8 protein-coding genes and 1 pseudogene are annotated in these 7,677 nt (G+C 61.2%); 5 read left to right on the forward strand and 4 right to left on the reverse strand.

The genetic code is table 11. The features are described from left to right. Positions 1 to 135 precede the first annotated feature (135 nt). Positions 136 to 1,584 carry a hypothetical protein gene (locus V7Q42_RS20945; protein WP_333826213.1) on the reverse strand — a complete coding sequence of 483 codons (1,449 nt, stop codon included), beginning with the start codon at positions 1,582 to 1,584 and terminating at the stop codon, positions 136 to 138. A gap of 149 nt (positions 1,585 to 1,733) precedes the next feature. On the opposite strand from V7Q42_RS20945, the gene V7Q42_RS20950 reads away from it, so the two are divergent. After that, positions 1,734 to 3,464 (forward strand): patatin-like phospholipase family protein, encoded by a 1,731-nt coding sequence (locus V7Q42_RS20950; protein ID WP_333826214.1) that lies wholly within the window; start codon positions 1,734 to 1,736, stop codon positions 3,462 to 3,464. Positions 3,465 to 3,536: 72 nt separating this feature from the next. Here the strand turns inward: V7Q42_RS20950 and V7Q42_RS20955 are convergent. Continuing rightward, positions 3,537 to 4,078: pseudogene (locus tag V7Q42_RS20955) on the reverse strand (tyrosine-type recombinase/integrase); the annotation flags it as partial. Between V7Q42_RS20955 and V7Q42_RS20960 the strand changes: the two are divergent. The 4 genes from V7Q42_RS20960 to V7Q42_RS20975 all read left to right on the forward strand — a co-directional run bounded on the left by V7Q42_RS20960 (position 4,074) and on the right by V7Q42_RS20975 (position 6,822). Beyond that, positions 4,074 to 4,904 (forward strand): RHE_PE00001 family protein, encoded by an 831-nt coding sequence (locus tag V7Q42_RS20960; protein WP_333826220.1) that lies wholly within the window; start codon positions 4,074 to 4,076, stop codon positions 4,902 to 4,904. The pseudogene V7Q42_RS20955 and the gene V7Q42_RS20960 overlap by 5 nt on opposite strands. A 242-nt stretch (positions 4,905 to 5,146) precedes the next feature. Beyond that, on the forward strand, positions 5,147 to 5,401 hold the full coding sequence (locus V7Q42_RS20965) for a type II toxin-antitoxin system Phd/YefM family antitoxin (RefSeq protein ID WP_333826215.1): 255 nt from the start codon (positions 5,147 to 5,149) through the stop codon (positions 5,399 to 5,401). Continuing rightward, complete coding sequence (locus V7Q42_RS20970) at positions 5,402 to 5,809, forward strand: type II toxin-antitoxin system VapC family toxin (protein ID WP_333826216.1); 408 nt, start codon at positions 5,402 to 5,404, stop codon at positions 5,807 to 5,809. A gap of 246 nt (positions 5,810 to 6,055) precedes the next feature. After that, positions 6,056 to 6,822 (forward strand): IS5 family transposase gene (locus tag V7Q42_RS20975; protein ID WP_333826217.1). Its coding sequence is split into 2 segments (ribosomal slippage): positions 6,056 to 6,365 and positions 6,365 to 6,822, totalling 768 coding nucleotides; the frame shifts between segments, so codons are not numbered across the junction. Here V7Q42_RS20975 and V7Q42_RS20980 read toward each other — a convergent pair. After that, positions 6,819 to 7,076, reverse strand: coding sequence for a hypothetical protein (locus V7Q42_RS20980; RefSeq protein WP_333826218.1), 258 nt, complete (start codon positions 7,074 to 7,076; stop codon positions 6,819 to 6,821). The genes V7Q42_RS20975 and V7Q42_RS20980 overlap by 4 nt on opposite strands. Before the next feature lie 116 nt (positions 7,077 to 7,192). After that, the coding region (locus V7Q42_RS20985) for a sulfotransferase (protein ID WP_333826219.1) at positions 7,193 to 7,677 on the reverse strand (485 nt) is incomplete at its 5' end.

A 7,677-nucleotide genomic window follows, 5' to 3' on the forward strand; every position in this document is an offset into this window, starting at 1 on the left:
ACGATATTCGGGCCACGCCAGCCGGTTTCTCGCCCCACGATGAATTAGGCGGGGTAATGCTGCGGCCCTTGAGACAGCAGCTTCGCGACGATCAAATTGGTAATCCGCATAGATAGTGATCAAGTCGGCGATCGGCTAGGGTAAGTCGGCTAGCCGGCTCGGCCGAAATGACTTGGTATCGAGATCTTGTATCCGCGAAAGAGTATCAACAACGAGCAAAATCTTCCATTCATTGCTTTCCTCATTCACACGCCGCATTGCGCCAGCATTGAAGAGAAAACGAACTTCCGGAAATCGAAGATTGTCATATAATCTAAGTATATCGGAAAATAGTGTTCGTCGGAATTTGTTGTCCCCAATATCAATGCCCTGCTCGAGTTGCAGGGCATGTGCTGCAAAGCGGTCTCGCTTCGATAAAGAATTAATAACGAGCGGTAAGTATTCTCGGATTTCGCGGCGATAATTCACTTCCAGGAATACCAGGAACGACGCATGAGCAAATCGGATATTCCCATCGGAAGTTTCAACAACACCTTGAAATATTGTCAAATCCGGCTTCGGAGTAAGCTCCTCCAAGACGGGTTCGATGGTGGATCTGTCATCGGTGACTAAGGTTAAGGCTGCCAATGAGAAGAGTACTTTGCGCAAGGATGGGTCGCGTAGCCAGGCTTCAAAGCGCTCACCAACCATATAACGGGAGTCAATTATGCTTATATCATTTAATATACAGATTGGAATTCCGTGGTTCTGTCTGTAATTGAAAGCAGGCAGGCTACGTCTCTGAGCCATTTGACGATGAAATTCTCGTGCTGTCGGTTCATCGAACGGCTCCACTTGGATGATTTTTCTTACGAGACTGGGGATGCGAGCGGTGATCGCACGCCGGAAATCATCTTCGCGACCATCTGAAATTAGAGAACCGAACTCCAGTACAAGGCAGCAGTCTTCCGGCGTAAATTGTGCCAATAAAAGGATATATTCACGCTCCTTCTCATTTGCGTATTCGATATTCCCAATGTGAATGTGATGGCACCCGGAAGCGCGCAGACCCATCCAAAGCTTTTCGAAGAAGTCTACTTCGACAGACCCGTTGAGACGATAGGCGCCATGAGACATGTTGACGTCGATCAAATTACCACGATCTTTGACCGGAGCTGAAGTGCTTTGTGGTTTATTGACCGATGTTATGGCGAATGAGAATGCGCGATGAAATGACAAATGCGCATCTTCCATGTGGATGTCTCTGGAAATGAGGCGACGCAAAAATGAAAGTCTAGTGCGCCGTACCAACATCAGATTGTTTAGGTAGTTTTTGAATTGAGAGATAGGTGTCGATGCGGGACCAGCTCCCGACACCTCTCGATTTGTATCCAGAAGATCGTACTTTCTTCCGGGCCGATCGAAGAAAAATGCCTCACGATTTTGGCCATAGCCTTCCTTCTGAAGAGCACTTTCGATGAGAGCGGTTTTGCCGACGCCCGAAATACCATAGATGTACAACAGACGAATATTACTATCTGTTCGAATTGCATCCATGATCGAAGAGCGTACACCTTCGCGGAAGAGACAATCGTCGGCGGTCATAATTCTCAGTTATCCGTGTTTTCGAATTGGTCGCAACATGCGTATCCTACAACATAGAGGAGAGGCGTCTATCGGATTTTCACGCGGCATCGATGTGCAGTGTGCTGGGCGATCGAGGGGAGCCTCACGGTTGCCGAGCTGTTCAGGGGGTGAAAGCCGTGGGATGGGCGAAACGTTTGATCTTCGCGGCGCTGCCAATCACCGCGTTGTTCCTATGGCTGAAGTGGGCCGGCAGCTTTTCTGCGGTCCGCGACGGCATCACCGTCGCAGTTCTCCTGTTGCTCCTGGCCGTGCTCAGCTGGCGGTGGGCGGGCAACGCCTCACGGGAACCAGGTCGGATCCGGCGAACCTTCGATATCGTCGCTCGTTTCGCGGCAATCTGGGTAATCGTCTGTTGGGCGGTTCTCAGCACGCTCGATTCCCTGTTCCCTGGCAAACCGCTCGCACACGAGGGTTGGTCCGGGCAACAGTCGTCCAAGATCGATCCGGACTATTCGAAACTCAAAGTTTCCCTCGCGTTGTCGGGAGGCGGATACCGCGCCGCGTTGATTCATGTGGGGGTACTCGATGAGCTGGCGCGCCACGGCGTCCCGGTGACGAACCTGTCGTCAGTCTCCGGCGGGTCGATCATTGCCGCCTTCGTGGCGACAGGCGGCAATCCGATGGCGTTTGCCGATGCCGTGGCTGCGGGGCGGTTTCGACTGAAGCGGGAACTGACCTCCGCGCTGACGCTGCCGCGATGGATATTTCCGTGGTTCGGTCCGACGCGCCGTGACATCCAAGCGGAGATGCTCCGTCGCGTTCTGCTTCCGGCCGACGAACAGAGGTCCCGTGGTCCGAACCTCATGCTGGGTATGACCGATCTCGTCCGCGGGATCCGTGTCGGCGCCACCGCCGACGGCTACATGATGGCCGGCCCGACCACGTCCCGCTTCTTCAAGGCTGCAGAGGCAATGAGGATGGACGGGCTCGGCGATCTCGCAGACATCGTCGCGATTTCCGGTGCGTTTCCCGGGGCCTTCCCCGCGAAACACCTCGAAGCGCGCTATCGACTGCATAGCGCGGATGTCCCAATGAGCGGATCGATTCGTCTCGCACTCTCCGACGGCGGTGTTCGCGACAACATCGGATTGGGTCTGCTCGAAAGGATCCACGAACACGCCACCGGCACGAACAACACGTGGTCGGGATGGAGCGGCAACACCCCGACCGACGCCTGGAGACAGGATCTCGTGATCGTTTCGGATGGTGGCGCGGTGCTCGAGGCGTCAGAGCCGTCACCGAATCCGATCGCCGAGGCGGGTCGTGCGATAGACCTTTCGGGGCTGGAAACCGGGGTGGTGAGGCTTGTCGACATGACGTCGCTCGCCAAGATCTTCCTGGCGATCCCCTCCCGCTTTCATCCGATGCCGGACAGCGTCCTCGTCGCAGCATGGCCACCAGCGGGAGTCACCCAGCACTTTTTCTTCGTCCGGCCGGAGCGTTTCACAGTGGAAACACTGAAACGGATCGCCGAACTCGCCTCTGACGCGAAGGCCTCCGGCACTGCACTCGCGAACTATCTCGCCGATCGACCTCGATCGACCGGCGAGATCGGCGGCGACGATCGATGCGCAATTTCCGGCTCGGAGGTCTACGCCTCGCCACTCTGTTCGCGGTGGCGACTGATCCAAGTGATCGGTACCGATGTTGAGCAGGTGATCTCGACGTTCCTCGCGTCCGAGACGCTCCGAGACGACTATTCACAGGAGGACGTCGACAGGCTGGTGAGGCTCGGGCGCTATTTCGTCCTCTTCGCTTGGCCGGATCTGAAGAATTGTCTCGATGCAATGGTCCGAAGCCGCAATGGCGCAGAACCGCAATCGGCCTGCGTACAGTAATCGACCGCGTGGAAGCCGACACGGCGCCTCAAGTGTATTGTGCTCGGTCATTGACGTCCGACAGACACTGGCTCAAAGGCGCGCGGCCTTCCCTGTCCGCCGCTCGGCCTCGTCATAGTACCGTGCCGCCTGCTGTACCGAGCGGTGTTGCGACTGCGCCATCGCCTCGGGCAGCGATACCCCCTGTCGCGCGGCTTCCGTCAGATACCCGGACCGCAGCCCGTGCGCCGAGACCTTCCCCGTCTCGATCCCAGCGAGCCCTGCCCGCTTCTTGACGATCGCGTTGATCGTCTGCGCCGCGAGCGCCTTGCCGTCGAGTTGCCCCAACGGTCGATGCCGCGGAACACCGGCCCGGCGTCGATCCGTGCCGCCGCGAGCCAGACCTTCAGCGCTTCAACCGGCCGGCCGGCGATCACCGCGAAACGATCGTCGTCGGCCGAGCTGGTCTTGGTGCGCCCGAGCCGGATCGTCATGCACGGCAGAAGCTCGGAGGCCGGGTCGTTCAGAGCGGCGGGTACCGGCTCTTCGTCACGCAGCCGCTCGACGCGCAGATCGGCGAGCTCGGAGCGACGACGGCCGCCGGAGGCGAAGCCGATCAGCAGGATCGCCCTGTCGGACGCCGGGCTCGCGACCTTACGCGGACGGAACGCCGGAGACGAGGGGCTTGCCCGAAAGGCGGGGCATGACCTCGACCTCGCATCCGCGGACGAAGACGAGGAGGACACGATGAATGCCGATGGGTTCGACGCGACCGCCGGCGACCAAGCCTTGGCCGACGCCTTCGCCGCGGCCGACGCGGCAATCGCCCGCTCGAGCCGCGCCCTCGCCGGTGAGGCGTCGCGCCCGCCGCCGCCGCGCCGAGACCGCGATCCGCTCGTCTACGACCTCGACTGGGACGAAGAGGCGCGTCTGACCGAGTGGCGCAGGGTCGTCGATCGAACCCGCGATCTGCCGCCGACCCTCGCCGCCGCGATCGCCCACACGGCATGGGGGGCGATCGAGCCGTTGCAACGCGCGCCCGGCCTCGGCCGCCTGCTCGCCGCCGCCCTTCTGCGGGAGCGCGGCAAAGCGCGCGCCCATCTGCCCTGCCTCGCCGAGGGCGCCAAGGCGGTGCCGCGCGAACGGCGCCGGCACCGCGACGCGTCTGTGCGTCTCATCGCCGAACTCGACGCCATCACCGCCGCCGCTGAGGAGGGGATGAGGCAGCACGACCGCTGGTTCACCGCCCGCTCGCTGCTGCTGCGCAAGCTCGCCGGCCGCCGCTCCACCTCCCGGCTGCCGGAGTTGATCGAGTTGGTGATCTCGCGGCCGCTGGTCTCGGCCGGCATGATCGCCGAGGCACTCGCCGTCACACCCCGCGCCGCCCTCAACCTGGTGGCGGAGCTCGACCTGCGCGAGACGACGGGCCGTGGACGGTTTCGGGCATGGAGCGTCCTGTGACCGCGTCGCGATCACCGAGACCCTCCTTCGGACGCGACCCACCGGCGCCGACACGATCGTGGGCGGCGGCGCCGGTGAGCTAAGCCTCGCTAGGCGGCGAGCATTCGACCCGCCGCGCATTTGCGAGACGGCGCGGATCGATCGGCTCACCGCCAGCAGATCGGTCCTCAAGGGTACGATGTGGCAATCCAACTCGAATGGCACTATAATCTAGCTAGCCTGTCCAGCTATGGAGATCGCACATGAATTGGCCCCTGCAGGACGCCAAGAACCACTTCTCGAAAGTCGTCCGGCAAGCCCGATCGGACGGCCCGCAGGTCGTCACCGTGCGCGGCGAGCGCGCAGCCGTCGTCCTCTCGGTCGCTGATTACGATGCTCTGTTGACCGGGCGCAGAACCCTCGTCGATGATCTCCTGTCGGGTCCAGGTTGGGACGGCGAGCTGGCCGAAGCCATCGACGCACGCGCCAAGGCGCCGAGCCGTTCGCTGGAGTTCTAAATGTACCTCGTCGACACCAACGTGCTCTCCGAGGCGCGACGAGGCTCTCCCAAAGCGACGGCATGGCTTCGCAGCGTCGATCCCGCCACGGTCTATCTGAGCGCCCTGACACTGGGTGAAATCATGCGGGGGATCACCCTGAAGCAGAGGGCCGACCCGAAGACCGCCGGCCACCTCGCAGAATGGCTCCGCCGGCTTCGCCACGACCATGCGTCTCGCATCCTGCCGATCACCGACCAGATCGCCGTCGAGTGGGGCCGCATTGCCGCGATCCGCCCGCGCGGCGACATCGACGGTTTGATCGCCGCCACGGCAATCGTCCACGATCTGATCGTGGCGACACGCAACGTCGCCGACTTCGCCGATACGGGGGCTGCCTTGGTCAATCCGTGGGAACAGAGCTGCTGAACAGACGGCCGAGCAGCCGATGACCCTTCCGTGCTCCAAAATCTTCACAGGTGCCGGTTGTCGGGCCTCCGTGATGAAAGGATCGGTCGACAGCACCGGTGGTGGCAGCACTCCAGCGCCCACCTATGGATTAGAGCTCACCGTCCGCGCCATCCACTAGGTTCTGTTGACGAATAGGATTCCCCTTCGGGCCGAGGAGTGATTCAAGGTCGCTTTCGGAGGGAGGCGACGTTGATTCGAGACCTGATGAGCGATGCGGAATGGGCGTTCTTCGAACCGTTCGTGACGAGGCGAGGCCCGCACAGCGGCCGGCGGCCTCAGGATCATCGTCGGGTCCTCGACGGCGTCTTCTGGATCGCTCGCACCGGCGCCCAATGGCGTGATCTGCCCGAGTTCTTCGGCAAGTGGTCGTCGGTCTACCGCCAATTTCGCCGCTGGACGCTCTCCGGTCTCTGGGATCTGCTGCTCGAGGTGTTGAACGAAACCGAGGGTGTCGGCGAGACGGTCCAGATGATCGACAGCACCGTCATCCGGGCGCACCACTGCGCCGCCGGCGCAAGGGGGGGACTCCGAGACAGGGTCTCGGGCGCTCGCGAGGTGGGTTTTCGACCAAGATTCATCTCCGCACCAATGGAGTCGGCCTCCCCGTAGCCGTCGACATCGCACCCGGCCAAGCCTCGGACTACACCGGCGCCCTGCCTCTCCTCGATGCCGACGGGCCGGAACCGAAGGTTCTGCTCGCCGATCGCGGCTACGATGCCGATGCCATTCGCACGGCGATGGCGGCGCGCGGCGTCACGCCGATCATCCCGATGCGGCGAAGCCGCAAGGTTCAGTTGCCCGTAGACGACTACGTCTACGCCCTCCGGAACCGGATCGAACGTTGCTTCAACAGGTTGAAGAACTGGCGCCGTCTCGCCACCCGCTACGACAAGACCGCCGACAGCTACCTCGGCTTCGTCCTCATCACCGCCGTCCGTCTATGGATGCGCGCATTCGTCAACAGGACCTAGTCGACGATGACGACTTCGCCGATCTCCGGCAGAGCCAGCCAGGTGGGTAGGGCCTTCAGGAGATTTTCCGTGCGATTCATGCAACAGGTGACAACCGACACGCCACCGTCGGCGGAGACGTCTGCGCCGGAGGGTGCCGGCGCCGCCGACACCTCTGAGGGCTGGACCGGTCGGTGGACGTCGTAGGTTCGTCGGACGAACTCGACGACCTTGCGCACCGATGCGTTCCCCGGCGCCTGCGGGTCGGCGTCCATTCGCCGTTCGATCTCCTCGAGAAGCCGCTCCGCGACATCACGATCGCCGCTCTTGGCGGCGGAGATGGCTCGATTGATCAAATTTATATTCGTGGTCATTCGAAATTCCATCTCGATCAGACAATCTCGTATCGGAGCAGCCGTGCGAGATCTCGGTAATGATTTGAATCCTTCGTCATCTCCGAAATGTCTACGGCATCGATCCTGCGAACTCTCTTCTCTATGATACTCCCGCTGCGTCCACTGTCGCCGGACAACCTCAGTGCATCGAACAGATCGATGAATTCATCGGAATACGTCAGATCCAGAGTGGTGCAGATGTGGCGCATCGCGCGTGCGGGGTCGTCGACGAAATCTTCGTAACGAATGATGTCGACACCTTGGTAACGATCGAGAAAGATCAGATAGCGGCGACAATATTCGTCGAAGGTGGACGGCGAAAAGTGATGCTGCCAGCCGTAGGCGACCATCGACAGGTAGCTGTCGACCGGATCTCTGACCGTCACGACGGAGCGCAGGTCGAAGGCTTCCCGCAGGATCTCGCGCAGGGTCGGCCGTTCGCCGATGCCGTCGCCGGTCAGGAAGTGACTGTGGCTGTGAT

Origin of the sequence: Pinisolibacter sp. (assembly GCF_036782435.1) — a bacterium.
In the GTDB taxonomy this organism is placed as follows: domain Bacteria; phylum Pseudomonadota; class Alphaproteobacteria; order Rhizobiales; family Ancalomicrobiaceae; genus CALBKH01.

Bases quoted from the DNA above. Each gene is read 5' to 3' on its own strand.
- V7Q42_RS20970 (WP_333826216.1), top strand. From the start codon at position 5,402: ATGTACCTCGTCGACACCAACGTGCTCTCCGAGGCGCGACGAGGCTCT.
- V7Q42_RS20945 (WP_333826213.1), bottom strand. From the start codon at position 1,584: ATGACCGCCGACGATTGTCTCTTCCGCGAAGGTGTACGCTCTTCGATC.
- V7Q42_RS20980 (WP_333826218.1), bottom strand. From the start codon at position 7,076: ATGGACGCCGACCCGCAGGCGCCGGGGAACGCATCGGTGCGCAAGGTC.
- V7Q42_RS20965 (WP_333826215.1), top strand. From the start codon at position 5,147: ATGAATTGGCCCCTGCAGGACGCCAAGAACCACTTCTCGAAAGTCGTC.